The organism is Ruegeria sp. BB6, from assembly GCF_056539385.1.
Genome location: NZ_JBQFUW010000007.1, coordinates 24217 through 49655, shown reverse-complemented (window position 1 = coordinate 49655; position 25439 = coordinate 24217). Strand labels below are relative to the sequence as shown.

Sequence of the window (25439 nt, the reverse complement as noted above, 5' to 3'; positions counted from 1 at the left end):
ATCAGACCGCTTTCATGGTGTCCCGGAATTTGCGCATGTTGCTCTGATAATGCAGGGCGCTTAGGGTCAGTCTCTGCGCGGCCGCATCATCCAACTGACGGACGACTTTACCCGGCGATCCCATAACAAGTGAGTTGTCGGGGATCTCTTTCCCTTCCGTAATCAAAGCCCCTGCCCCGATCAGGCAGTTCTTGCCGATCTTCGCCCCATTCAGGACGATTGCCCCCATTCCGATCAAAGAGTTCTCGCCAATCGTGCAGCCATGCAACATGACCTTATGACCGATGGTGCAATTCTTGCCGATCGTCAGCGGAAAACCCGGATCAACATGCATGACGCAGTTTTCTTGTACGTTGCTGCCTTCGCCGACGCGAATTTCTTCGTGGTCGGCGCGAAGGGTACAGCCGAACCAGACCGAGGCGCCCTGCTCCATCACCACTTTGCCTATAAGGTTGGCATCCGGCGCCGCCCATGTGTCATCGTGAATTTGCGGCGTATGCTCACCAAGTGCGTAAACGGTCATGACAGGCCCTCGAATTCATTTTGTAGCGCGCGAACGTGGTTTTGCAGGCTCGGTTGTTGGATGCGCCGCATTCGTTCGGCGCTGACGATGGTCTTTAGCTTTTCTTCCGTCGACGCCAGATCGTCATTGACCAGAACGTAATCGTAGTATCCCCAGTGGCTGATCTCGTCCCAGCTTTTCAGCATCCGCTTAGCGATCACGTCCGCACTGTCCTGCCCACGGGTTTCCAGCCGACGGCGCAGTTCGGGGATCGATGGCGGCAGGATAAAGATCGAAAGCGCGTGTTTGCCAAGGTCCGAGTTACGGATCTGAACTTCACCCTGCCAATCCACGTCGAACAAAACGTCTTTGCCGCTGTTGATCGACTCGCGGACCGGCCCGGCGGGTGAGCCGTAGAAGTTTCCGAAAACATGCGCGTGTTCCAGCATCTGGCCTTCGGCGACCTGCTGTTTGAACGCATCCTCAGTCAGAAAGAAATACTCGCGACCATGTTCTTCGCCGGGACGAGGAGCGCGAGTCGTGGCCGAGACCGAAAACTCCAGATCGGTATCCCACTGCATCAGCCGCTTGGCCAAGGTGGATTTCCCTGCACCAGATGGCGAGGACAAAATGATGAGTAGGCCGCGTCGATCCGCCATTTGGCGCTCCTGTCGTTATTCTACGTTCTGAACTTGCTCGCGCATCTGATCTATTACGGCCTTCAACTCAAGACCTACCGAAGTCAAATCAGCACTTTGCGCCTTGGAACACAGGGTATTTGCCTCTCGGTTGAACTCCTGCATCAGAAAGTCGAGCTTTCGACCGACCGCAACGTCCTGTTCCAGCAAATCCCGCGCCGCTAAGACATGTGCCTTCAGGCGATCGATTTCTTCCGTTATATCAGCCTTGACCGCGATCAGGGCCAATTCCTGTGCCACACGGTCCGGGTCGGCACCCTGCGCGTTATCCATGACGCGCGCTAGGTTCTCACGCAATGAGTCCGCAACCTTTTCCTTGCGCTGCTCGGCCAAATCTGCGGCCTGAATCGTCAACTCTGCCACTTGGTCTAGCTGACCGTTCAGAATCTTTGAAAGCGCCTGACCTTCTGCCTCGCGCATTGCAATAAACTCGGCCAAAAGCCCCGAAAACTCGGTGGTCAGATGGCTAACCAACGGCGCTGGATCATCCACGTCACTGCCTGCGTCCAACATGCCCTTCAGGGCGATCAGCTCGGCGGGGCTTGGCATAGCAAGGCTCAAGTCCCGAGCAGCCGCCATTTGCTGCGTCTTGGCCACAGCATCCAGAGCCGCAGCCATCGCAACTTCGTTCAAGACAAGGTCCGGAGCACTTTCATCTCGGTTCAATCGCAGGGACAGCGTCACATTTCCCCGGCTCAGAGCCTTGGACATTTGCGCACGCAGAGCAACCTCAAGGCCGGTCAACCATTCAGGAGCACGCACGCGCATGTCCAGCCCCTTGCCATTGACGCTGCGCAACTCCCACGTCCAGCTATGCGGCCCAAATGTCCCTTTGCCCGAGGCAAACCCAGTCATGGATCTGATCATGCCCGCCCTTTCGTCGCTGCTCGTCTCTAATTGCTTGTTCGCACCTAATGCCATCACAGCACGCAGGGCAAGAGTTTGCTGATTTGGTCGCTGCCGATGGCAGGTTAACCATTCATTAAAGAATTCCTCCAAGATTGGCGAAACCCATGTCAATCTCGCCCGTGTCAGGGCTGGTTATTCAAATATGTCCCCGCTATCTGGCATTTTAGACAAATCAGGGTCAATTGGCGCTAGGGTTATGAAATGAAAACCTTTTTCGGAAACGGTTCCGGGTCAAGTTTTGGAAAGATCGTCTCGATGGATCGCTTTGATAGTGGGCGCAGCGTTTCGCCCATCCGCCAAGCCGAAGCATATTGGACCGCACTGTTGACAGGTCGCGGTGTGCCCATGCGATCCCAGATTGATCCGCGCGGGCTTGAGAACATTCTGGAATACACCTTCATCCTTGAACGTATAGCGCCCGGTCTGGCCCGGTACAGGCTGGCAGGCAGCCATTTGAACAATCTAGCGGGCATGGAGGTTCGCGGCATGCCCCTGACAACCTTCTTTGAACCCTCGGCACGATCGCAGGTCACAGACACTCTGGAGCAGGTTTTTGCCGGACCCGCTATTGCCGAACTCACGCTGGAGTCCGGTGGAAAACCGGGACGCACGCGTCTGCAAGCCCGCATGATCCTCTTGCCACTCAAAAGCGATCTCGGCGATGTAAGCCGTGCTTTGGGGGTATTGGTCAGCGACGGAGCAATAGGGGCGACACCAAGACGATTTGAAGTGTCCGGGCAAAAGGTTCGATCGGCAACAACACCTCACATGCCGACGCAGACCCGTGAACCAGTCGCGGCTGGATTTGCTGAAAAACCGATAGAGTTCAAACAGCAGAAGCCACATTTGCGACTGGTTGTATCACGCGAGGACTGACACCGCCGCCTGAAACAAAAAAAGCGAGCCGTAGCTCGCTTTTTTCAGGGTTAGCTCACGGCTCGTTTACCGCGGTCGCGCCGCAGGTTCGTCAGTTCCTCAGCCACAAGGAAGGCCAGTTCCAACGATTGCGACGCGTTCAAACGGGGGTCGCAAGCAGTGTGATAACGATCCGACAGATCCTCTTCGGTCACGGCACGAACACCACCTGTACATTCGGTTACGTCCAGACCTGTCATCTCAAAATGCACACCGCCGGGGATCGTGCCCTCGGCCTGGTGCACGCCAAAGAAGTCGCGAACTTCGCGCAGGACTGAATCGAACGGGCGTGTCTTATAGCCCGTTGCCGATTTGATGGTGTTGCCGTGCATCGGGTCGCAGACCCATGTCACCTTGGCACCTTCTTCTTTCACGGCTTTAACCAGACGCGGCAGATGCTCACCGGCCTTACCTGCTCCGAAACGCGCGATCAGGGTCAGGCGACCCTCTTCGTTTTCGGGGTTCAGCTTGGACATCAGAACCTTCAGGTCTTCCGCTGTCGTGGTCGGACCGCATTTCAGACCAATCGGGTTCAATACACCCCGGCAGAATTCGACATGCGCGCCGTCGGGTTGACGGGTGCGGTCGCCGATCCAGATCATGTGGCCAGACCCGGCCAGCCAGTTACCAGAGGTCGAATCCAGACGCGTCAGCGCCTCTTCATATTCCAGCAGCAGGCTTTCGTGGCTGGTGTAGAACTCCACGGTTGAGAACTCATGCGTGGTGTCGGCTGTGATACCTGCGGCGTTCATAAAGTCGATCGTGTCCTGAATCCGGTCCGCGATCTCAGAGTATTTCTGAACGTCCTGTTCATCCGTGAAGCCCAAAGTCCACGAATGCACCATGCTCATATCGGCGAAACCACCGGTCGAGAAGGCGCGCAAAAGGTTTAGTGTCGCGGCCGCCTGCGTATAGGCCTGCAGCATCTTGCCCGGATTCGGGATACGCGCCTCGGGCGTAAACGCCAGCTCGTTGATGATGTCGCCACGGTAGCTTGGCAGCTCCACACCATCGACAACCTCGGTCGGGGCGCTGCGCGGCTTGGCAAACTGCCCTGCCATCCGGCCAACTTTGACCACGGGCACTTTGGCGCCATATGTCAGCACCATCGCCATCTGCAGCATCACCTTGAACGTGTCGCGAATTGCGTCCGCGCTGAATTGTTCAAAGCTTTCAGCACAATCGCCGCCTTGCAGCAAGAACGCCTCACCGCGTCCAGCAGCGCCCAGATGCTGTTTCAAGCGCCGTGCTTCGCCCGCAAAAACCAGCGGGGGATACTGCGAAAGCTGGGCCTCGACCTTGGCCAGCGCGGCCGCGTCGGTATAATCTGGCATCTGAACTCGGGGCTTGTTGCGCCAGTTCGTTTTTTGCCACTCGGTCATAGCTTTGATCTCCGCTGAAGTACTCAGGTCGTCTCTATACAAAAAGCAAGGAAGAGTGACCATATCCGATTTGCGCCTCTTGACGTGGGAAACAAGCTTTGATCATGGTGGCTGTCAAATCTGTCGCCGACGTAACGTCATAAGGCGCCGAATCAAGGACACCTCGCCATGCAAGAGCAACGCCAAGTTGTCACGGTGGAAGACACTGCGGCTAACCCTCGGAACTTCGTGTTTGTCCTGCTGGACAAGTTTTCCCTGCTGTCCTTCGCTTCGGCGCTGGACAGTCTGCGTATTGCAAACCGAATGGCGGACAAGCAGCTTTACTCATGGACGTTCATGGGTGAAGGCGGAGACACCGTAAACTGCTCGGCTGGGACAGAATTCAAACTGGACAGCGACTTGGTCGAGTTGCAACGCGATGATGTCATATTGATTTGCGGCGGTGTCGACGTTCAGGCCGCGACGACCAAAAAGGTTCTGAACTGGGTGCGCCGAGAAGCCCGTCGCGGCTTGCGTATCGGCGGATTGTGCACGGCCGCCTATACTCTGGCCAAGGCCGGACTGCTGGATGGAAAACGCGCCACGATCCATTGGGAAAACTCGGACAGCTTCATTGAGGAGTTTGACGAGGTCGAACTAACCAAGTCCGTGTTCCAGATTGACGGCAATCGTATGACCACGGCGGGCGGGACTTCATCCATTGACCTGATGCTGAAAATCATCGCGGACGATTACGGCGAAGACCTTGCCAATGCGGTGGCCGACCAGATGATCTATTCCTCGATCCGCACCGATCAGGACACGCAGCGCCTGTCGACGCCCACCCGCATCGGCGTGCGCCATCCCAAGCTGAGCCAGGTCATCCTGATGATGGAAAAGAACATCGAGGAACCGATCTCTCCCTCGATCCTCGCCAAGGATGTGGGCATGTCGACCCGGCAGTTGGAACGCCTGTTCCGGCGCTATCTCAGCCGGTCACCGAAACGGTATTATATGGAACTACGCCTGCACAAAGCGCGTAACCTGCTGATGCAGACGGATATGAGCGTGATCAACGTGGCGCTGGCCTGTGGTTTTGCCAGTCCCTCGCATTTCTCGAAATGCTACCGCGCGCATTACAATACCACACCATACAGAGAGCGTGGTGCCCAAGGTGGTCGCTTGTCGGTCTAACCGTCTGGCGACATTCGATAAACTGCACCCTGCCCCACGGAAATAAACCAGATAGAGCCGTCGGGGGCTTCGACAATGTCCCGGACGCGTTCGGTCTCGGCTCCTTTAATCTGCTCGACTTCCCTTAGGGGCGATCCTTCAAGCCGAGCTATATAGTTGAACTTGAGCGAACCTACGAAGATGTCACCTTTCCACTCAGGCCAGAGTTTGCCGGAATAGACCATCAATCCTGACGGTGCGATGGAAGGGTCCCAGTAAAGCTCTGGCTGCTCCATCCCTGGCTTTGCGGTGCCTTCGCCGATTGGTTTGCCTGAGTAGTGCTTTCCGTATGAAATCACAGGCCAGCCAAAGTTGCGGCCCGGCAGAACCAGATTCACTTCATCTCCGCCCTGCGCACCATGTTCTGACGTCCACAGACGCCCTTGCGCATCGAGACCCGCGCCTTGTGGGTTTCGGTGCCCGAAAGACCAAATCTCTGGCCTGATATCGGGCTGACCTACAAACGGATTGTCAGAGGGCACCGAGCCATCTCGATTTATTCGGACGACCGAGCCGATGTGGTTCGACCTGTCCTGAGCCTGTGGCCGGTCACCACGATCGCCAATCGTGACAAACAAGGTTCCGTCATTCGCTTCCACGACCCGAGAACCAAAATGCCGACCGCCTGAGCCTCCGGGAACAGCTTCAAAGATGACCCGCAGGTTCGTGAGGCGCTTTCCATTCTCTGACAGGCGCGCGACCGCCACGGCGGTGCCCGGGCCACCTTTTTGACGCTTGGAAAACGTCAGAAACACCTCGCGAGTCTGGGCAAAGTCGCGAGCGACGGTCACATCCAGCAAGCCGCCCTGCCCTTTGGCGACCACGTCCGGCACTCCGCGTACGCGCCCGGCCCTGCCGTCAGCGACATGCAAAAGCTCTCCGTCCCGCTCGGTGACAAGGAATGAACCATCCGGCAACACTCCGACCGCCCAAGGCGTGTCCAACCCTTCAACCAGGGGCGACACCCGCACAGAACCAACCGAAGTCTTGAGTATGTCAGCACTGACCGTCGTCGCACTCAACGACAAAACCAGAATCGCAATTGACCGAAACATCATGAACTCCACCTTTGGGACGCCGCTACAACCATAGAAAAACAAATAGGATTATGGGTCGCAAAAACACGTTTGCGTTAGGACTTTTCTTTTCGGAACAGCTTGCCTAGGGTCATGCCCAGAACGAATACGTTCACAATAGGGAGTAACCATATGAAAAAGCTGCTTACAGCAACTGCAGCAACCGCTCTGCTGTCCGGCACCGCAATGGCCGAAGACGTGACGCTGGGCGTCCTGTTTGGCTTTACCGGACCGATTGAATCGCTGGCCCCCGCAATGGGATCGGGCGCAGAACTGGCAATGGCCGAAGTCACCGAATCCGGAAAACTGCTGGACGGATCGTCCGTGTCGGCATCCCGTGCTGACACTGGCTGCATCGACAACGGTCTGGCGACATCGAACGGCGAACGCATGATCGCAGACGGTGTTGCTGGCATCATCGGCGGCGACTGCTCGGGCGTGACCGGTGCGATCCTGCAAAACGTCGCTATCCCGAACGGCATGGTCATGATCTCGCCGTCGGCAACCTCGCCCGGCCTGTCGACCATGGAAGACAACGGCCTGTTCTTCCGCACCGCGCCGTCGGATGCGCGCGAAGGTCAAGTGATGGCCGATATCCTGAACGACCGTGGCATCAGCTCGATCGCTCTGACCTACACCAACAACGACTACGGTAAAGGTCTGGCGGACGCGATCCAGTCCTCGTTCGAGGCATCGGGTGGCGAAGTCACCATCGTCGCCGCGCACGAAGACGGCAAGGCCGACTACTCGGCCGAAGTTGGCGCGCTGGCCTCGGCCGGTGGCGACATTCTGGTCGTTGCTGGTTATCTGGATCAGGGCGGTCTGGGCATCATCCAGTCGGCACTGGATAGCGGTGCGTTTGATACGTTCGGTCTGCCCGGTGGCATGATTGGTGACTCGCTGCCAGCCAATGTCGGCCCCGACCTGAACGGCTCGTTCGGTCAGATCGCCGGTTCGGGTGGTGAAGGTGCCGAAAAGTACTTTGCCATGGCCGAAGCCGCCGGTTTCGACGGCTCGTCTCCCTATTCTCCTGAAAGCTATGACGCCGCAGCGCTGTTCATGCTGGCAATGCAGGCCGCCGGGTCTACCAACCCTGCGGACTATGGCGCCAAGATCATGGACGTCGCCAACGCTCCGGGTGAGAAAATCTATCCCGGTGAGCTGGCCAAGGGCTTGGAACTGCTGGCCGCTGGTCAGGACGTCGACTATGTCGGCGCGTCGGGTGTTGAACTAATCGGCCCCGGTGAAAGCGCCGGTTCGTATCGTGAGATCGAAGTGACCGACGGCGAAAACAAGACCGTCAACTTCCGTTGATCAGACTTATTAGGTCATAAGAACAAGCAGCCCGGGCCTTGTGTCCGGGCTGTTTCAATGAAAAAAGGCCGCACCCCGGCCAACGGGGATGCGATAAGAGCGCCGAAAATGGCGGCTAGGGGAAAAAATGATCGTCGTCGAAGACGTGCACAAGCATTTCGGCGGGTTTCACGCGGTGGACGGGGCATCGCTGGAAATCCAGAAGGGCTCGATCACCGGTCTGATCGGACCGAACGGGGCCGGAAAAACCACTCTGTTCAATGTGATCGCGGGCGTTCTGCCGCCGACCAGCGGCAAGGTTCATATGGATGGTGAGGACATCACCGGCCTTCCCCCGCATGAGCTGTTCCACAAAGGTCTGCTACGCACCTTCCAGATCGCGCATGAGTTTTCCTCGATGACGTGCCGTGAAAACCTGATGATGGTGCCGGGCGCGCAATCGGGTGAATCGCTGTGGAACACATGGTTCGGCCGCAAGCGTATCGCCGATGAGGAACGCGCGCTGCGCGCCAAGGCCGATGAGGTGCTGGAGTTCCTGACCATTGAACATCTGGCCGATCACAAGGCAGGTCAGGTCTCGGGCGGTCAAAAGAAACTGCTCGAGCTTGGCCGCACCATGATGGTCGACGCCAAGATCGTCTTTCTGGACGAGGTCGGCGCGGGCGTGAACCGCACCCTTTTGATGACCATCGCCGACACGATCCTGCGTCTGAACAAGGAACGCGGCTATACCTTTGTGGTCATCGAGCATGACATGGATTTCATCGGCAAAATCTGCGACCCGGTCATCTGTATGGCCGAGGGGAAGGTTCTGGCCGAGGGTACTCTGGACGAGATCAAAGCGAACGAGCACGTGATCGAAGCCTATCTGGGCACCGGCCTGAAAAACAAAGACAAGCTGGAGGCCCAAACATGACCGCTGGCGTGAGCGACAATCCCTATCACGACGACAAGGGCAACAAAGACGCCTCGATCACCAACACGCACGGCGTCGGCACCATGACCCCCGCCCATCGCAAAAGCGGTAAGACGCATAAGGTCGAGGGCGGCCCGTTCCTGATTGGTGACACCATGACCGGAGGGTACGGCAAAGGGCCGGATATCCTGCACGACTGCACCATCGCGGTCGACAAGGGCGAGATCGCGGTGATCGTCGGCCCCAATGGTGCGGGCAAATCCACTGCGATGAAGGCCGTGTTCGGGATGCTGGACGTCCGCGCGGGCGCAGTGCGGCTGGACGGCGAGGATATCACCAACCTGTCGCCGCAGGACCGGGTGATCAAGGGAATGGGCTTTGTGCCGCAGACCTCGAACATCTTCACCTCAATGACGGTGGAAGAGAACCTTGAAATGGGCGCTTTCATCCGCCGCGACGATATTTCTGAGACGATGGAGCAGGTCTATGACCTTTTCCCCATCCTCCGCGACAAACGCAACCAAGCCGCCGGAGAGCTGTCGGGCGGCCAACGCCAACAGGTCGCCGTGGGCCGCGCGTTGATGACTCAACCCAAGGTGCTGATGCTGGACGAACCAACCGCTGGCGTCTCGCCCATCGTGATGGATGAGCTGTTCGACCGGATTATCGAAGTGTCCCGCACCGGGTTGCCGATCCTGATGGTCGAACAGAATGCCCGTCAAGCGTTGGAGATCGCGGACAAGGGATATGTGCTGGTTCAGGGGCGGAATGCCTATACCGGCACGGGCAAAGAGCTGCTGGCCGATCCTGAAGTGCGTAAGAGTTTCTTGGGGGGGTGAGGATGCGTTTAGTCACCAAACTTAGCCTTTTGTCCGTCCTCACCCCCATATGCGCGCATTCCGCGACACCTCCCGGACCACCACCATACTCCTGCTATGCACACGCGGTTTGTGGTGAAACTAGAACCTGCACTCGGATCGGGGGCATTCCAACGGAATTCTTCGCGTTCGAAGTTAACGGCTTTGGGGGTCGATCATTTGTTTTTGAAGGGATGCGCGGCCGCAAGACGAAAGCGCTTTACTTCGCCGATCTTGAAACTGCGCAAGAAACCATTGGAAACATTGATAAGGCGATTCCGTTCGGAGCGGTGGCGATATCTCGTAGCGATGTCGCCGACGCACATGGCTTTAGTATCCATTCTGTTATGAACCGGTCCGGTGAAAACCAAATAGCGAAGAGCTCAACAATGATAATTTGCAACAGTGTGGCGGGATACTGACGAATGGACTTCCTCAACGCCCTTGTGGCGCTCTCCAACTTCGTTCTTGTTCCCGCAATCGCTTATGGCAGCCAGTTGGCGCTGGGCGCTTTGGGGGTGACGCTGATCTATGGCATCCTGCGGTTCTCGAATTTTGCCCATGGCGACACGATGGCCTTTGGCGCGATGATCGCCGTTCTGGTCACATGGGGCCTGCACGCCGCCGGGGTCAGTTTCGGGCCGCTGCCGACCGCTCTGCTGGCCCTGCCCTTTGCCATTCTGGGCTGTATCGTTCTGGTGCTGATCACCGACCGGCTGGTTTACAGGTTCTACAGGGACCAAAAGGCCAAACCGGTCATTCTGGTGATCGTGTCCATGGGCGTGATGTTCATCATGAACGGGCTTGTGCGGTTTATCATTGGGCCGGACGATCAACGCTTTTCGGACGGGGCGCGGTTCATCGTCTCAGCGCGGGATTTCAAGGCGATGACCGGCCTGCGTGAGGGGTTGGCGATCAAGACCTCTCAGGGTATTACCGTGATCGTGGCCGTTATCGCCGTGGTGTTGTTGTTCTGGTTCCTGAACAAAACGCGCACCGGCAAGTCGATGCGCGCCTATTCCGATAACGAGGATTTGGCGCTGCTGTCCGGCATCAACCCCGAGCGTGTGGTGATGATCACATGGATCATTGTCGCAGCGCTGGCGACCACGGCGGGCGTGCTCTATGGCCTCGACAAGAGCTTTAAGCCCTTTGTCTATTTCCAGCTTTTGCTGCCGATCTTTGCCTCGGCCATCGTGGGCGGCCTCGGCAATCCGATTGGTGCCATTGCGGGCGGGTTCATCATCGCGTTTTCCGAAGTCACCATCACCTATGCGTGGAAAAAGGTGCTGACCTATCTGGCACCCGAAGGTTTGGAGCCGTCGGGCCTCGTTCAATTCCTGTCCACCGACTACAAATTCGCCGTCAGCTTCGTGATCCTGCTGATCGTGCTTCTGTTTAAGCCCACGGGCCTGTTCAAGGGGAAAGCGGTATGAGCGAGTCCGTCAAAAACACGCTGCTTTTCATTGCCGTTGGCTCTCTGATCCTGCTGACCGGCTTCACGCAAAGCTGGAACGCCGCGATCCTGATCCTGAACATGGGGCTGATCTCGGCGATCATGGCTATCGGGGTGAACCTGCAATGGGGCTTTGCCGGGCTGTTCAACGTGGGCGTCATGGGTTTTGTCGCGCTGGGCGGATTGGCGGTAGTGCTGATCTCGACCCCGCCCACTCCGGGCGCGTGGTCAGCCGGAGGATACGGCATCCTGTTGGCCCTGCTATTGGGGGCTGCAACGGTGGTCGCTGCTGTGATGGTCGCTACGCGAATGCCAAAGGGGCGGGCGCAGACCCTGTCTATCATCGGCATTCTCATTGCCGGATTTTTCATATACCGCGCGGTATTCGATCCCAGCATCGCCGCGGTCGAGGCGATTGAACCCGCAGTCGCCGGCAATATTGGCGGCCTGAACCTGCCCGTATTGTTGGCATGGCCCGCGGGCGGCTTGCTTGCGGCAGGTGCGGCTTGGCTTATCGGTAAGACAGCTTTGGGTCTGCGGTCGGACTATCTGGCGATCGCTACCCTTGGGATCGCCGAGATCATCATTGCAGTGATGAAGAATGAGGATTGGCTGGCCCGTGGCGTCAAGAACGTCTACGGCATCCCGCGCCCTGCTCCGGTGGTTGGCTATGAGGTGGACCTGCAAGCTGATCCGAGCTTCCTTGCGCGGGCCGAGTGGCTTGGTCTGGATCCCGTCACGGCGTCGACACTCTCGGTCAAGCTGGGGTATTCGCTGCTGTTCCTGATCGTCTTGGTGGCACTGTTGTGGATGGCGCAGATGGCGCTCAAGAGTCCGTGGGGACGTATGATGCGTGCCATTCGTGACAATGAGGTCGCAGCCGAGGCGATGGGAAAGGATGTCACCCGCCGCCATCTTCAGATATTTGTGCTTGGCTCTGCAATCTGTGGAATCGCGGGCGCGATGATGACCACTCTGGACGGTCAGTTGACCCCAAGCGCGTATCAACCGTTGCGGTTTACATTCCTTGTCTGGGTCATGGTTATCGTCGGCGGATCGGGCAACAATTTCGGAGCGGTTCTGGGCGCCTTCCTGATCTGGTTCTTGTGGGTTCAGGTCGAACCGATCGGCTTGTGGATGATGAAACTGATTACGGCCGGAATGCCTGATGGCAGTGCGCTCAAGGCCCACCTGATCGAAAGTGCCGCGCATATGCGCCTGTTTACCATGGGTCTGATCCTTCTCATCGTGCTTAGGTTCAGCCCACGAGGACTGATCCCCGAAAAATAGGATCGTCTGAAATCTATTTGTAAACCGCGCCAACTGTTTGGCGCGGTTTGTTGATTTCACCTCTTGGGTTGTTTAGACGAAAAAGAGCCGCTTTGGTTCGGGCAACCGCTCCGCCCGGTCTGAATGATGCGGACATCCTGATGAGTATGAAAAGAGTTCACATGACCCCCTCGATAGCCAAAAAAGTTCTTTTTCTTCCGCTTGTTGCTGGTTTGGCCGGATGTATTCCGTCCCCCGAAGACCTGGAAAGTACTCCAGTCAAGGTCCAGACCTCTCAGGGCGTAGTCACCTGCCAGCTCTACCGCCCTGATCGTGTTGTCTGGGATCGCGCCATTGATTTCCCGGCTGACAAGATGTCGGTGCCAGAGGCGGACGCCTATTGTAAGCAGGAAGGCCAGCGTCGCTTGAAATAGCAGAAATGGGATCGCGCCGGGCCTATTTTACCCGGCGCGCTGCCCCTAGTTGTTTTTGAATAGACCGCCGAGGATACCGCGAACGATCCTGCGTCCGGTGGTGCCTTTCAGTTCTTTGATGACAGCCTCACTCATGGCGGTTGCAAACGTGTCCTTTTTGCGTGTGACACGGGACGAAGACCGCCCGACCCTGCTGCCGGAATAGCGCCGCGCGGTCGCAAACTCCCGTTCGGCCACGGATTGCGATTCCGACTGTTCTTCGGCTTCGGCTGCGGCGTTTGCGGCGGCCTCGGCACGGGATTTCAAAATCTCAAAGGCGGACTCTCGATCCTTCAAAACGTCATATTTCGCTTTCATCGGAGACGCGTCTATCACAGCCTGACGCTCGGCCACTGTAACCGGGCCTAGCTGTGAACCGGGTGGCCTGATCAATGTCCGCTCGACAATCCCCGGCACGCCCTTTTTCTGAAGCATCGAGGTTACAGCCTCGCCCACGCCGACTTCACGTATTGCGGCTTCGGTATTAAACGCCGGGTTCTCACGATATGTCTCGGCCGCAAGGCGCAGGTTCTTCCGGTCCCGCGCCGTAAAAGCGCGGAGTGCGTGTTGAATCCGGTTTCCTAACTGGCCCAGGATGTCTTCTGGTATATCCGCCGGGTTCTGCGATATGAAATAGACGCCCACCCCCTTCGAGCGGATCAGACGCGCGACCTGTTCGACCTTGTCCACAAGAACCTTTGGGGCATCCTCAAACAGCAGGTGGGCCTCATCAAAGAAAAACACCAGCTTTGGCTTATCCGGGTCGCCGACTTCGGGCAGTTCTTCAAACAACTCGCTGAGCAGCCACAAAAGGAACGTCGCATAGAGACGCGGGGCCCCCATCAGCTTGTCAGAGGCAAGGATGTTCACGACGCCCTGCCCGTTTTCGTCAACGCGCATCAGATCCGCAAGTTCCAGAGCAGGCTCACCGAACAGGTTGGTACCACCTTGGTTCTCCAAGACCAGCAACCGCCGCTGAATAGCGCCAATCGAAGCCGTCGACACATTGCCAAAACGTAATGAGAGTTGTGCGCGGTTCTCGCCGATCCAAACCAGCAGCGATTGCAGGTCCTTGAGGTCCAGCAGAGGCATCCCTTCTTCGTCCGCCACTCGAAAGGCGATATTCAAAATACCTTCCTGCGCCTCACTCAAGTCCATCAGACGAGACAGAAGCAACGGGCCCATCTCGGTTACCGTAGTGCGGACAGGGTGCCCTTGTTTTCCGAACAGGTCCCAGAACGCAACCGGGCACGCTGCATAAGAATAATCTGCGAAACCAATTTTCTTGGCGCGTTCATGAAAAGGTTCGTGTAATTTATGCGTTTCACTGCCTGCCCTGGCCAAGCCCGACAGATCACCCTTTACGTCCGACAAAAACACCGGAACACCCGCCTGGGAAAATCCTTCGGCCAGAATTTGCAGCGTCACCGTTTTGCCTGTCCCGGTCGCACCAGCAATCAATCCATGCCGATTGGCGTATTTTAGCGTCAAACTTTGCGGCTGGTCATAGGCTTCACCCGCGCCGCCTAAAAAAATGCCCTTTGTCATTAAATTAACGTCCCCAATTCCACCGGTCTGACCCAAGCATACAAAGTTAACATTTAACTGCGATAGTCTAATCGTTGCCTCTGCGGTGAGAGGTGCGAGGCAACATATTCCTCCCTGTCGACTGGCCGCGCTTTCGAGCGCGGCTTTTTTAAGTTTTCCGCCTATGTCATTAAATTTTCAGGTTTGCAGTTGACCGACGCGTTCCCCTTTCGTAACGTCTGCGCATAACTAAGTCGGCCAGTCCGACGGGGAGAAAATTCAAGTGAAGGGAGCCGCTCCACCGGCTCCCTTTTTCGTTGTGAAAGGCGGTCTTTTCTACGTTTAACCGGCAAGAATCCGATCACTTCCACTTATTTAAGTAGCTTAATGCCTGACACCTAGTTGCAAGGATGCTAGACCGGGCAAAAAGCTAAACCAATCTGCCGAGGCATTCATGCTCAAGAAACTTCTCTCACTCAACATTGTTGGCGCTGTGCTTTTGTCTGGTGCAGTTGCAGCTCAGGAAACCCAGTCAAACGATTCTCAACCATCGCAAGCCGACAGTGGCCTTGATCTGGGACAGTCGGGACCGCGTGTTGGCGAACAATTCGTCAAGGAAACGTCGGGCGATTGGGAGGTTTCGTGCATCAAGGCCGAAGAGGGTGACGATCCCTGTGCTTTGGTCCAAATTCTGAACGGCCAGCAAGGGGAACCCATTGCCGAAGTAACCATCGGCAAACTGCCTGCTGGCGGCGCGGCTGTTGCATGGGCCAGCGTGATCGTTCCGCTTGAAACCCTGCTTCAGGCGCAACTTGCCCTGTCGATCGATGGCGCGCCGCGCAAACTCTACAATTATCACCACTGCGTTCCTGTTGGCTGTGTTGCCCAACTGGGCTTGAGCCAAGCCGATATCGACGCTATGAAAGCTGGCACCAAAGCGGTTCTGTCACTGGTTCCGGCGCGCTTTCCGGATCAGGTTCTTGCAATGGACATGTCTCTGGCCGGGTTTACCGCAGGGTTTGATGGCCTGAGCGCAGAGCAAAGCCAATAAAAATATCTAAAGGCGGCTGAATCAGCGGCCGCCTTTTCTGCCGGACTGAGTACCTCTCAAACCTTTTTCAGCGCCAAGACCGCGTTCAGGCCACCGAACGCAAACGCATTGCTCAAGGCGACATCAACCTTGGCGTCGCGCGCTTCATTTGGCACCACATCCAATGCGCATTCGGGGTCAGGTTCTTCGTAGCCAATAGTCGGAGCGATCACTCCGTCTCGCAAAGCCATGATACAGGCCAGCAGTTCCACCGCTCCGGTTCCGCCAATCAGGTGCCCGTGCATCGACTTGGTGGAGGACATCATCAGTTCGTCTGCATGTGGCCCGAACACATCGGCCACGGCAGCACATTCGGTTTTGTCGTTGGCCGCGGTGCCTGTGCCGTGCGCATTGATATAACCGACCTGATCCGCGTTCAGTCCAGCATCCGTCAACGCGCCAGACATAGCACGCGCGGCCCCTTGTTTGCTGGGCATTACGATATCGGAGGCATCCGATGACATCGCGAACCCGACGACTTCGCACAAAATATCCGCTCCGCGTGCGCGGGCATGTTCGTATTCCTCGAACACGAAAACTCCAGCGCCTTCGCCCTGAACCATTCCGTTCCGGTTCGCGCTGAACGGGCGGCAGGCGTCCTTGGACATGACGCGCAACCCTTCCCAAGCCTTGACGCCACCAAAGCACAGCATGGATTCTGAACCACCGGTCAACATCGTCGGCGCGGCACCACTGCGCACCATCTGAAACGCAAGCGCCATCGCGTGGTTTGACGAGGCACAGGCGGTCGAAACAGTAAAGCTCGGCCCCTTGAGGTTATGCTCCATCGACACATGGCTGGCAGCCGCGTTGTTCATCAGCTTTGGCACGACAAACGGGTGGACCCGGTTCTTTCCATCCTCGTAGACAGACCGGTAATTGTCATCCCACGTTGAAACACCGCCCCCAGCCGTGCCCAACACAACACCGGATCGCGCCGCCAGATCACCGTGAAACTCGATACCCGACTGTTCGATCGCTTCTTTCGCAGCGGTCAGCGTAAATTGCGTGAAACGGTCATATAAAGTCATTTGCTGACGGTTAAACCGGCCTTCAGCCTCAAACCCCCGAACCTGACCGCCGATTTTGATCGCCAACCGTTCAACGTCGCGGAACTCAAGCTCGGAAATGCCACAGCGACCTTCGCGCATCGCTTCCAGAGTGGCTGGCACAGAATGGCCCAGCGAATTGATCGTCCCGGCCCCGGTAATAACTACGCGTTTCATGAGATTGTGTCAGACCTTTTCCGACACAAGTTTCTCGATGCCCGCAATGATCGCAGCAACGTTCGAGATGTCGAAATCACCGGCCGTTGGCTCATTGGCGTTGAACGGAACGGTAATGTCGAATTCTTCTTCGATGGCGAAAATACTCTCAACCAAACCCAAGCTGTCGATCCCAAGATCCTCGAGCGTACTTTCGGGCGTCACATCCGAAGGTTCCAACACTGCCTGCTCGGCGATGATGGCGATGACGCGGTCGGTGATGCTCATGTCGAACCTCTGATTTTCACGTTGAGGATGATTTAATCGCTCGGAGCCTGTTTGAAAACAGCCTTTTTGAGCGCCTCTACGTCACGGGCCATACGCGGCAGACGTCGCTGCGCCTTGTAGATGTCGGTATGAGTTTCCATCTTTACCGCCGGATACCCCATGATCACACGACCGGCGGGCACATTGGACAGAATCTTCGTGCCCCCAGCAGCGATCACACCGTCCGCAACGAAAATGTTGTCTGAAACGCCGGATTGTCCGCCCAGTACCACGTTATTGCCAATCTCGACCGAGCCGGAAATGCCGGATTGTCCGCACAACAGGCAATCCTTGCCGATACGCGTGTTATGCCCAACATGCACAAGGTTATCCAGTTTCGTGCCATCACCGATATACGTGTTGCGGATCGTGCCGTTGTCGATCGTGGTGTTTGCGCCAATCTCGACATCATTGCCAATCTCAACCGCACCCAACGAGTGGATACGCAACCAGCTTTGTGCCCGCGTATCCCCTTGATCACCCATGGTCTTGCGCACGTTTTCAACACCGGAAACTTCGGGGGTCACAAAGCTGAACCCATCACTCCCGATCCGGGTGCCAGGCTGTGCGATAAACCGATCCCCGATCCGGGCGCGGGCGCCAATACTGACCATCTCGCGCAGGAACGCGTTTTCACCCAGAACGACATCCATCCCGACAACACAATGGGCCCCAATCACCGAACCTTTGCCAACCTTTGCTCTGGCACCAATGACCGTCAAAGGACCGATCGAAACATTGTCGCCCAGCTCGGCCGTGGGGTCGACAACCGCTGACGGGTGAATACCGGGCTCGACACCCTGCCCCCGGTCAAGCATCGAGGTGACCCCGGCCATTGCCATACGTGGGCGAGACACAAATATGGCCGCTTCAAGCCCAAGACTTTGCCAGTCCGCGCCTTCCCACAGAATTGCGGCCCTTGCCGATCCCGGTTTGAGCGCCTCGGCATATTTCGGCGACATTGCCATCGCCAGATCCAACGGTCCGGCATCGCCAGGCTCTGCGGCCCTTACGATAGTCAGGCTATCATCACCCTGGCTTTCTGCACCCAGAGCTTCGGCGATCTGTTGAATTGTATACTGCATGTCGGGCTTCCCGGGTTTAGGTCCTGACCCGGTGATTACCCCTGAACGTCCGGCAGGGCTACCCCTGCTTTCTGCAGAGCCTCCCAGATCTTCCGGTCACGGTCATAGACATCGCGCCGATACTGAACCTCTCCTTTCGGGCCGATATAGGCCGTACGATAGATTAGGTGTACTGGCACATGCGTTTCCAAGGGCACAGTGGTTTCCCTTCCAGTCGCAAGAATGCGATGGAAAAACGCCTTTGGGTCTTCTTCCTGTTTTGCCAGCAGCGCGTAAGCAAACTCGAACGGTTGCGCCAGTCGAATACACCCGTGCGAGAAAGCCCGCACTTCACGAGCGAACAGGCTTTTTTGCGGCGTATCATGCAGATAAATGTTGTACTGGTTTGGGAACATGAACTTCACCAGCCCCAAAGCATTGCTCTGGCTCGGCGGCTGTCGCATGGCAAAAGGGAAGTTCCGGGCATTGAACTGCGTAAAGTCCACAGCCCCTCTGTTCACCTGCCGACCACTGCGGTCCGTAATCTGGATATGACCAACGGCATTTGGATTGGATTGCAGCTTGGGCAAGTATTCCTTTGTGATGATCGAGCGTGGAACATACCAACTTGGATTGATGACCATATGCTCCATTTCATCCGAGAACTCGGGACTGCGCCGGTCATGCGTGTTTTTTCCAATCACCGTGCGCGTCTCGAACGTGACCAGCCCGTCATCGATAATTTTCGCAGAAAAGTCCGCCTGGTTCACAAGAATGTGCCGGTCGCCCCGTTCTTTTGGCAACCAGCGTTCACGCTCCAACGCGACGTAGACCGCCTTTAGTCGGTCGGATGCACTGCGGTTCAATTCGGAAATCGTGCCCGGCCCTGCGACCCCGTCCGGCGCAAGACCGTGATCGGGCTGAAATTTCTTAACGGCGGCAAGCAGCGCATCATCGAAACTGGGGGCCGCTGTGGGTTTCAAATACCCCATTGCGATCAACCGGTTACGCATCTTGATTACGGCAGGTCCGGTGTCACCATATTCGAGCTTTCCTTCTGGAACGCTCCCGCCCCAACCGCCCTGCTCGATCGTTTTCTGCAAGGCGAGTTTCTGCTTCATCAGCGCCCTATACTGCGCCGTCTGTGGTGCAAGCCGTTCAAAATAAGCCGCATCGTGGGCAAGCAAGCCTTGAAGATGGTCCTCGGCAGATCGACGGTCGACCTTACGCACAAGCCCATTGTCAATTTCCGCAGGCTTCAGCGCACCCGAATAAAGGTCGTTTGAATAAGCAAGGAATGCTTTCGTTAGCGAAATCTCGACCGCCCCCAAATCCCGCATTGATCGGGCGTCCTGCATCTGAGTAAGCAATCGCTGAACATCGTAAGCCCCGTTGGGCAATCCGTGCATATCAGCCCCGGACAAAGCCCGGATCAACCCCGCCCTTCGATCTTCATGAGCAGGCGTGTCCCCGACCCAAACCGGTGAAAACCCGGTGGAGCGGTAAAATTCAGCGATACCTGAACCCGAGGGCAAATACTCGGCCACAGCCATTTGAAACGCGGTCGCAGGTTTGTTTTCGGCACTCGCCAAAGCCGAGGAGGCAGCAAAACAAGCCGCAAGTACAAGGCTGGATGACGCACGAAATAAGGCTCGCATGAGATGACCCTGATTATTCAATAACTTGGACGTTTCAGTGTTCACGTCGAACAAATATGGTTTTGGGCATGACCCCTTGTCCATTCACAAATACATCACCTTAAATCTTCTTCCATTGCGTGATGCCCGTTTGCATCGGCAAGAGTCCGGCATAACCCATCTGCTTAAAGAATATACCGAAAAACATCACCTGCGCAAAAAACTGCCGAAAATTCCCCCTATAAAAGATGAATATGAAAGACTTCTTGGCGGGCTTTCGCGTCTGTGTCATAAATCCCGCATCTGGGATGGGAAAAAATTAAGAACGCGCGCGTAACATCGTGCGCAGGCAGGAACAGTACGGGACGAAACAATAATGACTACGAGCAGTGCTTCGGGCATGACCCGGCGTGCCCTATTGGGCGCATTTGCAGCTACGGCAGTTGTCGCGGCACCTACTTATTCCAATGCAGCAGGGTTTCTCCGCGCCGGTGGCGATATCCGGCGTATTCGCATGTATTCGGGTCGCACCGGCGAACGGATCGACATGATCTATTGGGTCGACGGCAAATACATCAAAGACGCCGTCAAGGAAGTGAACCACTTCATGCGTGACTGGCGTACGGACCAGGTCAAATCCATGGACCTGCGTACCATCGACATCATGGCTGCCTCTCACAACCTGCTGGATGTTGACGAACCCTATATGCTGCTGTCTGGTTATCGCTCGCCGCAGACAAACGCGATGTTGCGGTCCCGCTCGCGTCGTGTTGCGAAGAACTCGTTGCATATGAAAGGTCAAGCCGCTGACCTTCGCTTGTCGTCACGTTCGGTCTCGCAAATGGCCAAGGCCGCAATATCCTGCCGCGCCGGTGGCGTGGGCAAATATTCCCGTTCAAACTTCGTTCACATGGATTGCGGTGAGATCCGTAGCTGGGGCGGATAACAGCCCGGCATCACTTCAAAACGACGAGCGCCCTTGGGCGCTCTTTGTTTTTTGGAGGGGCGCAATCAGACGCACAATCCACATCGAGCACCACACGAGCCAATTCCCCGAAAACGGTTTTGACCCCGAGACTGTCGTGATTATGGCGCACCTGAGAGGATTCGAACCTCTGGCCTCTGCCTTCGGAGGGCAGCGCTCTATCCAGCTGAGCTACAGGTGCCTTGGTCGTTAGCTAACCTTGATCTGATCCGGGTGCAACTGCAAATCGTCCCCGAAAGACCCGCATTTACGCGAACAAATCATGCGCCAGTTCTAGCGCCTCGACCAGCGTGTCGACTTCATCGGTTGTGTTGTACAGACCAAAGCTCGCGCGGCAAGTTGCCGTAACGCCGAAGAAATCCATCAGCGGCCCGGCACAATGATGTCCTGCACGAACCGCGACGCCTTTTTTGTCGAGAATAGTCGAAACGTCATGCGCATGACCTGCCCCATCCAGCGTGAAACTGAAGATCGCAGCCTTGTCTGGTCGGGTGCCCTGAACCTGAAGCCAATTCAGGCCGGCCAGTTTCTCGAACGCATAGTCGCGAAGTCCGGCCTCATGCGCGGCAATGTTCTCCATCCCCAAATCCATCATGTAGTCCAGTGCAACCCCCAGCCCGATGGTCTGAACGATGCCCGGAGTACCGGCCTCGAACTTCATGGGCGGATCGTTGTAGATCACCTGATCTTTGCTGACCTCTTTGATCATGTCGCCACCTCCGATAAAGGGGCGCATCTCGGCCATGCGTTCAGATTTGATGTAGATCGCACCTGACCCGGATGGGCCATACAGTTTATGCCCGGTGATCGCATAGAAATCGCATCCGATGTCCTGCACGTTCACCGGCATGTGCACGGCGCCCTGGCTTCCATCCACCAGAACCGGAACCCCCTTAGCATGAGCACCTTGGGTGATCGCCTTTACATCAACGACAGTTCCAAGAACATTTGAACACTGCGTTACAGCAACCAGCTTGGTCTTTGGTCCGATTGCATCAATCACCGCCTGCGGGTCCAGCCCTCCGTCCGGGTCAATGTCGACCCATTTAAGGACAACGCCCTGCCGCTCGCGCAGGAAATGCCAGGGAACGATGTTGGCGTGATGCTCCATGACGCTCAGGACGATTTCATCCCCGGCCTCGAGACGTGGCATCGCCCAGCCATAAGCAACGAGGTTGATCCCCTCGGTCGTGCCCGAATTGAGGACGATTTCATCCTCGTCAGCCGCGCCCAGAAAGCGGGCTATGGTGCCTCGGACTGACTCGTATTTTTCAGTGGCCAGATTCGACAGGAAATGCAGACCTCTGTGGACATTCGAGTATTCCTCGGCGTAGGCGCGCGTTACCGCGTCGATTACCACCTGAGGTTTCTGTGCCGAGGCGCCGTTATCCAGATAAGTCAGCGGCTTTCCATTTACCTCTCGGGACAGGATGGGAAAGTCAGCGCGGATTTTCTGCACGTCATACATAGTTCTTCTTCCCTATACGGGGCTCAACACGAGGACAAAGGGCACGGCCACCAAAGCAGACAGCACAACTACCCCAAAGGATTTCAAGATTGACCCGAACTTATGCGCTTCGTTCAGGAAATGCAGTGTGACGTAAAGGCTGATTATCGCAGTCGCCAACAGAAACATGACCATCAGGAATGGTAGCACCAGCGACACCACAAGCGTAACCAGCAAAGCGGCGATTTGGAGGTACTGCAACCAGACCGTCAGGATCATGACGTCGTCAAACGAAGCAACGCCCCCCATTAGCCGCCCGATGAACAGAAATGCAGCGATGCTCAACAGCATTGCGCCTGCAGATCTGACAAGGTTCATAAGCACAGGCTCGGGTGGCAAAACCGGTTCGCCTTCGGGAACCGGCACAAAGTGGTCGATACCAAGTTGGACAAGACCATTCAGAACAACGGCCAGAAAAAATCCCAGCCACAACACCTCGCGCCCCGGACGCAGGGCCAACAGGTTGCGGGCCGCTTCTGCCGGGTTGGTTAACGTCAGCACCGCCAATTCGCTGAGCGACAAGCCCTTCATTCAGGATACCTCTGCGCTTGCCTTAAACCGGACAACCAGAACCACAGGAAGACTGCAACCCAAATTAGACCGACGACCGAAAGTGTCGGCCCCGGCCCTATGAAGCCCGCGACCAGACCATTCAGCAATACCAACGGTGTTGACGACAAGAGCGCCCAAAACAACGCGACCCGCGCCCCATAAGCCGAACCTTTCCCACCAACCAAACGCGCCGCGCCGTAGGATATAAATGCAAGCAGGTAGAAAAAGAGAGGCAGGATAATCACCGTGCCCAAAAGCGCACCGCCCATGAGCATATTCAGCTCGAGCCCTTCCAGATGCGCGCGCCGGGACAAACTGGGCAATTGCGCAATGAAGGCCACGACACAGAACGCCATGACAAAGACCAACGCACGATCCTCACGTTGCCCCAAATCGAGAAGCCGGCGCACGACACGCCCCGGCCCCCGATACGTGGCCACAATATCGGACGTTACTGGCATCAGCTATGCCGCGATAACCAGCCTTCCAGCCGGTCCACGATTGCCTGGGCCAGAGCCTCGTTCTCTATCTCATCCACGGCCTCGGCCAGAAACGCCAACGTCAACATGTTGGTTGCGTCCTTGACCGGAACTCCACGCGAGCGCAGGTAGAAAAGGGCCGTCTCGTCGATCGCGCCCGAAGTCGAGCCATGCGAACACGCGACGTCGTCGGCGTAGATTTCAAGCTCGGGTTTAGCGAGAAACTGACTGTCATCGTCCAACAGCAACGATTGACTGATCTGATACCCATCGGTCTTCTGCGCGCCCTCTTTTACAAGGATTTTGCCCTGGAAAACGCCAGTTGCGCCATTGCGCAGCACCTTCTTGAACACCTGACGGCTTTCGCAATTCACTGCATCATGGGTGACAAAAACAGTGTCGTCGTGGTGGAAATCTCCATCACCCACACAAGCACCCGCCACATGCGCCACGGCGTCGTCCCCAGTCAGCTCGACCACTTGTTCGTTGCGCGTCAGCACGCCGTTCACGGTCAGAGTAAAGGACTTGTAGACCGACTCCTTGCCCAAACGGGTAAACATATGGGTGGCCGCCCGGCGCTCATGGTCACGACCCTGCGCGCGAACATGGTGCAATGTGCCACCATCAGCGATGTCGATTTCCATGCATTTGTTGAAACGCGAGGCTGCTGGACCGTTTTCAAGGATCGTCACCTCTGCCCCGCTTTCAACGCGAATGACATGATGCAGCATCGCGTCCGAGGTTTCGGACGCATGGCGATAGACAAAACTGATCGGTTTGGACGGCTTTCCAGTCACGTGAATAGCAATGCCATCAGCAGCAAACGCGGTGTTCAGCGCAGCCAGTGGGCGCTGCACCGGAACCTGACCGCGCGACTCAAGCACTCCGTACAGTTCTTTAGCCCAATGAATATCCTTGCAGCAGATATCTTCGATCCTGTCGATCGTGACACCTTCAAGGCTCAGATCGTCGGATTCCTCTGGGCTGAACACACCGTCGACGAACACGATTTTCAGGCGATCCAGCTCGTCAAACAGCATCGCCTCATCCGTGTGGAACAACGCCGCACGGGGTGCATCCGGTGATGTGAGTGTATCGGGGCGCGTGTATTTCCAATACTCATCGCGGCGACCGGGCAGACCCATTTCCAATACCCGCGCCAACGCGTCTTCGCGCGCGGCGCGCGTGCAACCTGCGTCGGGCATAACCAGATTGGCCAACCGCGCCTCGGTTGCGGTTTGTTTCACTTCGGGCAGCGCCATCAGTTCACCTCGGCCAGAATGTCAGCGTAACCGTTGTTTTCCACTTCAAGCGCCAGATCAGGACCGCCGGTTTTGACGATCTTGCCATCTGCCATAATGTGAACGACATCCGGTTTGATATGGTCCAGCAGGCGCTGGTAGTGAGTAATCACGAGGAAGCCGCGCCCCTCATTCCGCAGGGCGTTCACGCCTTCTGCGACCAGTTTCATCGCGTCGACATCCAGACCCGAATCCGTTTCATCCAGGATGCACATCTTGGGTTCTAGCATCGCCATCTGAAGGATCTCGTTACGCTTTTTCTCACCGCCCGAGAAGCCGACATTAACGGGGCGCTTCAGCATGTCCGCGTCGATCTTCAGGGATTTCGCTTTGGCACGAACCTCTTTCAGGAAGTCAGCCGCCGACAGTTCATCCTCACCGCGCGCCTTGCGTTGCGCGTTCACAGCGGTGCGCAGGAAGGTCATGTTGCCTACACCCGGAATCTCAACCGGATATTGGAAGGCCAAGAAGACACCGGCAGCGGCGCGTTCCTCAGGCTCCATCTCCAGCAGATCCTCACCATCCAGAGTGGCCGAGCCATCGGTGACTTCGTACCCGTCGCGGCCCGACAGCACATAGCTGAGCGTCGATTTACCCGAGCCGTTTGGCCCCATGATCGCGTGCACTTTTCCTGCCTCGACGGTCAGGTCGACGCCTTTGAGGATTTGCTTTTCTTCTTCCTCGAGTTTCACGTGCAGGTTTTTGATTTCCAGCATTTTTTGACCCTTTAGCGTATCGCAAGGGACCACCCGGCCCCTATATGTTCTGAATTCAAGAGAGAGAGTT

26 protein-coding genes and 1 tRNA gene are annotated in these 25439 nt (G+C 56.7%); 11 read left to right on the top strand and 16 right to left on the bottom strand.

What is annotated here, in order from left to right; genetic code table 11:
* Position 1: 1 nt before the first annotated feature.
* Genes ACR0B7_RS15805 through ACR0B7_RS15795 form a run of 3 tightly spaced genes read right to left on the bottom strand, consistent with a single transcriptional unit; the run spans position 2 to position 2067 of the window.
* Positions 2–523 (bottom strand): gamma carbonic anhydrase family protein, encoded by a 522-nt coding sequence (locus tag ACR0B7_RS15805; RefSeq protein ID WP_170485401.1) that lies wholly within the window; start codon positions 521–523, stop codon positions 2–4.
* Positions 520–1161, bottom strand: coding sequence for a guanylate kinase (gene gmk, locus ACR0B7_RS15800; protein ID WP_170485398.1), 642 nt, complete (start codon positions 1159–1161; stop codon positions 520–522). Before gmk ends, ACR0B7_RS15805 begins: the two co-directional genes overlap by 4 nt.
* Positions 1162–1176: 15 nt before the next feature.
* The gene (locus tag ACR0B7_RS15795; protein WP_170485396.1) at positions 1177–2067 is read right to left on the bottom strand and encodes a YicC/YloC family endoribonuclease; all 891 of its coding nucleotides are present in this window, start codon (positions 2065–2067) and stop codon (positions 1177–1179) included.
* A gap of 243 nt (positions 2068–2310) precedes the next feature.
* On the opposite strand from ACR0B7_RS15795, the gene ACR0B7_RS15790 reads away from it, so the two are divergent.
* The gene (locus ACR0B7_RS15790; RefSeq protein WP_170485393.1) at positions 2311–2985 is read left to right on the top strand and encodes a PAS domain-containing protein; all 675 of its coding nucleotides are present in this window, start codon (positions 2311–2313) and stop codon (positions 2983–2985) included.
* A 50-nt stretch (positions 2986–3035) separates the two neighbouring features.
* Here ACR0B7_RS15790 and ACR0B7_RS15785 read toward each other — a convergent pair whose 3' ends face one another.
* Positions 3036–4406, bottom strand: a complete 1371-nt coding sequence (locus ACR0B7_RS15785; RefSeq protein ID WP_170389297.1) for a class II 3-deoxy-7-phosphoheptulonate synthase — start codon at positions 4404–4406, stop codon at positions 3036–3038.
* 168 nt (positions 4407–4574) lie between these two features.
* Here ACR0B7_RS15785 and ACR0B7_RS15780 point away from each other — a divergent pair, with 168 nt between their 5' ends.
* Positions 4575–5579 carry a GlxA family transcriptional regulator gene (locus ACR0B7_RS15780; protein ID WP_170389296.1) on the top strand — a complete coding sequence of 335 codons (1005 nt, stop codon included), beginning with the start codon at positions 4575–4577 and terminating at the stop codon, positions 5577–5579.
* Here the strand turns inward: ACR0B7_RS15780 and ACR0B7_RS15775 are convergent.
* Complete coding sequence (locus ACR0B7_RS15775; RefSeq protein WP_170485537.1) at positions 5576–6673, bottom strand: PQQ-dependent sugar dehydrogenase; 1098 nt, start codon at positions 6671–6673, stop codon at positions 5576–5578. The two genes, ACR0B7_RS15780 and ACR0B7_RS15775, sit on opposite strands and share 4 nt — an antisense overlap.
* Before the next feature lie 153 nt (positions 6674–6826).
* Between ACR0B7_RS15775 and ACR0B7_RS15770 the strand changes: the two genes are divergently transcribed.
* The 6 genes from ACR0B7_RS15770 (at position 6827) to ACR0B7_RS15745 (ending at position 12940) form a co-directional block, all read left to right on the top strand.
* Complete coding sequence (locus ACR0B7_RS15770; RefSeq protein ID WP_170389295.1) at positions 6827–8008, top strand: ABC transporter substrate-binding protein; 1182 nt, start codon at positions 6827–6829, stop codon at positions 8006–8008.
* 127 nt (positions 8009–8135) lie between these two features.
* Entirely contained in the window at positions 8136–8924 is a 789-nt protein-coding gene (locus tag ACR0B7_RS15765) for an ABC transporter ATP-binding protein (protein WP_170389294.1), read from the top strand.
* 8 nt (positions 8925–8932) lie between these two features.
* Complete coding sequence (locus tag ACR0B7_RS15760; protein ID WP_170485536.1) at positions 8933–9763, top strand: ABC transporter ATP-binding protein; 831 nt, start codon at positions 8933–8935, stop codon at positions 9761–9763.
* A 443-nt stretch (positions 9764–10206) separates the two neighbouring features.
* The gene (locus ACR0B7_RS15755; protein ID WP_170576874.1) at positions 10207–11217 is read left to right on the top strand and encodes a branched-chain amino acid ABC transporter permease; all 1011 of its coding nucleotides are present in this window, start codon (positions 10207–10209) and stop codon (positions 11215–11217) included.
* The gene (locus ACR0B7_RS15750; RefSeq protein WP_170485384.1) at positions 11214–12527 is read left to right on the top strand and encodes a branched-chain amino acid ABC transporter permease; all 1314 of its coding nucleotides are present in this window, start codon (positions 11214–11216) and stop codon (positions 12525–12527) included. The genes ACR0B7_RS15755 and ACR0B7_RS15750 overlap by 4 nt, the downstream gene beginning before the upstream one ends.
* A 140-nt stretch (positions 12528–12667) precedes the next feature.
* Positions 12668–12940, top strand: a complete 273-nt coding sequence (locus ACR0B7_RS15745; protein ID WP_480681961.1) for a hypothetical protein — start codon at positions 12668–12670, stop codon at positions 12938–12940.
* Positions 12941–12985: 45 nt separating this feature from the next.
* Here ACR0B7_RS15745 and ACR0B7_RS15740 read toward each other — a convergent pair whose 3' ends face one another.
* Positions 12986–14527: a helicase HerA-like domain-containing protein gene (locus ACR0B7_RS15740; RefSeq protein WP_170485382.1), complete on the bottom strand. Its 1542-nt coding sequence runs from the start codon at positions 14525–14527 to the stop codon at positions 12986–12988.
* 433 nt (positions 14528–14960) lie between these two features.
* Between ACR0B7_RS15740 and ACR0B7_RS15735 the strand changes: the two genes are divergently transcribed.
* Complete coding sequence (locus ACR0B7_RS15735; RefSeq protein ID WP_170485379.1) at positions 14961–15557, top strand: invasion associated locus B family protein; 597 nt, start codon at positions 14961–14963, stop codon at positions 15555–15557.
* A gap of 56 nt (positions 15558–15613) precedes the next feature.
* Here ACR0B7_RS15735 and ACR0B7_RS15730 read toward each other — a convergent pair whose 3' ends face one another.
* The 4 genes from ACR0B7_RS15730 to ACR0B7_RS15715 are packed head-to-tail and all read right to left on the bottom strand — an operon-like array spanning position 15614 to position 19850.
* Positions 15614–16822: a beta-ketoacyl-[acyl-carrier-protein] synthase family protein gene (locus ACR0B7_RS15730; RefSeq protein WP_170485377.1), complete on the bottom strand. Its 1209-nt coding sequence runs from the start codon at positions 16820–16822 to the stop codon at positions 15614–15616.
* 9 nt (positions 16823–16831) lie between these two features.
* Positions 16832–17089 carry an acyl carrier protein gene (locus tag ACR0B7_RS15725; protein WP_170389287.1) on the bottom strand — a complete coding sequence of 86 codons (258 nt, stop codon included), beginning with the start codon at positions 17087–17089 and terminating at the stop codon, positions 16832–16834.
* Between the two features lie 32 nt (positions 17090–17121).
* Positions 17122–18213 (bottom strand): UDP-3-O-(3-hydroxymyristoyl)glucosamine N-acyltransferase, encoded by a 1092-nt coding sequence (gene lpxD / locus ACR0B7_RS15720; protein ID WP_170485375.1) that lies wholly within the window; start codon positions 18211–18213, stop codon positions 17122–17124.
* Positions 18214–18248: 35 nt separating this feature from the next.
* A complete protein-coding gene (locus ACR0B7_RS15715; RefSeq protein WP_170485372.1) occupies positions 18249–19850 on the bottom strand; it encodes a L,D-transpeptidase scaffold domain-containing protein in 1602 nt (533 codons plus the stop codon).
* A gap of 37 nt (positions 19851–19887) precedes the next feature.
* Between ACR0B7_RS15715 and ACR0B7_RS15710 the strand changes: the two genes are divergently transcribed.
* Positions 19888–20166, top strand: coding sequence for a hypothetical protein (locus ACR0B7_RS15710; RefSeq protein ID WP_170485370.1), 279 nt, complete (start codon positions 19888–19890; stop codon positions 20164–20166).
* Between the two features lie 39 nt (positions 20167–20205).
* A complete protein-coding gene (mepK, locus tag ACR0B7_RS15705; RefSeq protein ID WP_170576873.1) occupies positions 20206–20775 on the top strand; it encodes a peptidoglycan L,D-endopeptidase MepK in 570 nt (189 codons plus the stop codon).
* A gap of 143 nt (positions 20776–20918) precedes the next feature.
* Here mepK and ACR0B7_RS15700 read toward each other — a convergent pair.
* The 6 genes from ACR0B7_RS15700 to sufC form a co-directional block, all read right to left on the bottom strand.
* Positions 20919–20995, bottom strand: a tRNA-Arg gene (locus ACR0B7_RS15700).
* 66 nt (positions 20996–21061) lie between these two features.
* Positions 21062–22282, bottom strand: coding sequence for a cysteine desulfurase (locus tag ACR0B7_RS15695; RefSeq protein WP_170389282.1), 1221 nt, complete (start codon positions 22280–22282; stop codon positions 21062–21064).
* 12 nt (positions 22283–22294) lie between these two features.
* Positions 22295–22852: a YIP1 family protein gene (locus ACR0B7_RS15690; RefSeq protein ID WP_170485331.1), complete on the bottom strand. Its 558-nt coding sequence runs from the start codon at positions 22850–22852 to the stop codon at positions 22295–22297.
* Positions 22849–23334 (bottom strand): YIP1 family protein, encoded by a 486-nt coding sequence (locus ACR0B7_RS15685; RefSeq protein ID WP_170485330.1) that lies wholly within the window; start codon positions 23332–23334, stop codon positions 22849–22851. The genes ACR0B7_RS15690 and ACR0B7_RS15685 overlap by 4 nt, the downstream gene beginning before the upstream one ends.
* Entirely contained in the window at positions 23334–24614 is a 1281-nt protein-coding gene (gene sufD, locus ACR0B7_RS15680) for a Fe-S cluster assembly protein SufD (RefSeq protein WP_170485329.1), read from the bottom strand. Before sufD ends, ACR0B7_RS15685 begins: the two co-directional genes overlap by 1 nt.
* Positions 24614–25369: a Fe-S cluster assembly ATPase SufC gene (gene sufC / locus ACR0B7_RS15675; RefSeq protein WP_170389278.1), complete on the bottom strand. Its 756-nt coding sequence runs from the start codon at positions 25367–25369 to the stop codon at positions 24614–24616. Before sufC ends, sufD begins: the two co-directional genes overlap by 1 nt.
* Positions 25370–25439 lie beyond the last annotated feature (70 nt).